This window comes from Thiomicrospira sp. (assembly GCF_014859555.1).
Classification (GTDB): Bacteria; Pseudomonadota; Gammaproteobacteria; order Thiomicrospirales; family Thiomicrospiraceae; genus Thiomicrospira.
In genome coordinates, this window is record NZ_JACUTY010000128.1 from 1 (window position 1) to 1,830 (window position 1,830).

Sequence of the window (1,830 nt, forward strand, 5' to 3'; positions counted from 1 at the left end):
TTTATTAGTTGGCCGGTTAAACCTTAGCGGTCGCCTTTTAGTACGCGGTGTTTTTCTCGGTTCCAATCACGTTCTTTTTCAGTCGCGCGTTTATCGTGTAGCTTTTTACCTTTGGCAAGGCCGATCTCGGCTTTGACCTTGCCTTTGCTCCAGTACAAACTCAACACGACCACGGTATAGCCTTTTTGATCCACTTGACCCATCAAACGATCAATTTCACGACGGTGCAGTAACAATTTACGGCTGCGCATCGGGTCGTGTAGGGTGTGCGTCGACGCGGTGATTAATGGGTGAATGTGTGCACCAAACAACCAGGCTTCGTTATCTTTTAGCAAAACATAGCTCTCGCTTACTTGGCCTTTGCCTGCGCGCAGACTTTTAATCTCCCAACCTTCAAGCGCTAAACCGGCTTCAAGCGTGGTTTCGATAAAATAGTCAAACCGTGCCTTGCGGTTTTCAGCGATGCGGTTGCTGTGGTTTTGTTTTTTGGGTTTTTTTGCCATAATGTCGCGCATTATAACGGAATGTGTGGCATAACGGAATGAACTTAATGAAAGGGAACCCACCGAAATGAAAAAAATTAGCCGCACGGCTTTGTTAAATTATTCGGCACGTCAGATGTATGATGTGGTGAACAATGTGGCCGCGTATCCCGAGTTTTTGCCCTGGTGCGGCGGTGTACAGATTTTTAGTCAGTCTGAGCACGATTTAGAAGCCAGTATTTTGATTGAAAAACTTGGCGTGCGCAAAGCTTTTAGTACACACAATCATATGGATCCGGGTCAGCGTATCGAAATGCGATTAAAAGATGGCCCATTTTCGCACTTAGAAGGCGAGTGGGAATTTAAGCCTTTGGATGCGTCAGCTTGCAAGGTGGTGTTTGAGATTGAGTTTGAAGTCAGTAGTGGTTTGATGAATTTAGCCTTGGGTAAGTTGTTTGAGCAAATCGCTAATACGATGGTGGATAGCTTTATCGCACGTGCTAAACATGTTTACGGTGGTTAAGTTATGAATGAAGTAGAATTGATCAATGTTGAAGTCGCTTATGCGTTACCCGAACAGCAATATTTGTTTGCTTTGCAAGTGCCGCAAGGTACAACAGCAGAGCAGTCGATTGGTTTATCGCCGTTATTTAAAAAGCAACCAGATGTAGTGGTTGAGCAGGTCGGGATTTTTAGTCGCCCAGTACCGAAAGACACGCCGTTGCGAGAAGGTGATAGGGTGGAGGTTTATCGCCCGTTAAAAGCCGATCCGCGTGAGCGGCGTCGCAAACAAGTAGAAACCCAGCGCGCAGAATCTAGCTAGGATAATTAAGACACTTTAGCGCTAAATGCTTTTATTTAAGCCGTTTCCATTCTGTCATATAGCCGTCCTGGTCAAACTGAACCACGATATGTTTGACCGCGTGGCTATGCTGTTGGTCATCGGTGCTGGTGTAAATATATTCCCAATGATTGGCTTTAAATGGGTTGGCGCCATAGTTAGGCCCCAAAAGTTGACGAACTTGGTCTTTATGCAGGCCTGGTTGCAGGTCTTGCAGCATTTGTTCGGTAATTACTACGCCTTGTGTCACTGGCGCTTTATAGGGTTTTACGCCACCACAGCCCAGTAAAAGTAAGCTGCTGATTAAAACAAGGCTGGCGCGTTTAGCAAAGGATAAGGTCATAGTTTTGTGTCTAAATTTTTTGTGAGTAAAAGTATAGTTAAGGTGTCCATTAGCTAATTCTAATGAAATAAATTGGTCGCGTGTAACTTTTGGTCGCGTCTCAGTCGGGTTTTCGTTTATTATAACGAGCAATGCACATGAGTGTAATGGATTGAATAAGAATA

4 protein-coding genes are annotated in these 1,830 nt (G+C 44.7%); 2 read left to right on the forward strand and 2 right to left on the reverse strand.

The window, feature by feature from the left end; all coding sequences use genetic code 11:
- Positions 1–23: 23 nt before the first annotated feature.
- The gene (smpB, locus tag IBX48_RS10455; protein ID WP_296834342.1) at positions 24–503 is read right to left on the reverse strand and encodes an SsrA-binding protein SmpB; all 480 of its coding nucleotides are present in this window, start codon (positions 501–503) and stop codon (positions 24–26) included.
- A 67-nt stretch (positions 504–570) separates the two neighbouring features.
- Between smpB and IBX48_RS10460 the strand changes: the two genes are divergently transcribed.
- Entirely contained in the window at positions 571–1,005 is a 435-nt protein-coding gene (locus tag IBX48_RS10460; RefSeq protein ID WP_296834345.1) for a type II toxin-antitoxin system RatA family toxin, read from the forward strand.
- A 3-nt stretch (positions 1,006–1,008) separates the two neighbouring features.
- On the forward strand, positions 1,009–1,305 hold the full coding sequence (locus IBX48_RS10465) for an RnfH family protein (protein WP_296834347.1): 297 nt from the start codon (positions 1,009–1,011) through the stop codon (positions 1,303–1,305).
- A gap of 31 nt (positions 1,306–1,336) precedes the next feature.
- Here the strand turns inward: IBX48_RS10465 and IBX48_RS10470 are convergent.
- Positions 1,337–1,830, reverse strand: a 494-nt coding sequence (locus IBX48_RS10470) for an outer membrane protein assembly factor BamE (RefSeq protein WP_296834350.1), incomplete at its 5' end; no start/stop codon positions are given.

What these genes read in the sequence shown, in the direction of transcription:
- IBX48_RS10460 (WP_296834345.1), top strand. Translation starts at nt 571, where the DNA reads ATGAAAAAAATTAGCCGCACGGCTTTGTTAAATTATTCGGCACGTCAG.
- smpB (WP_296834342.1), bottom strand. Translation starts at nt 503, where the DNA reads ATGGCAAAAAAACCCAAAAAACAAAACCACAGCAACCGCATCGCTGAA.
- IBX48_RS10465 (WP_296834347.1), top strand. Translation starts at nt 1,009, where the DNA reads ATGAATGAAGTAGAATTGATCAATGTTGAAGTCGCTTATGCGTTACCC.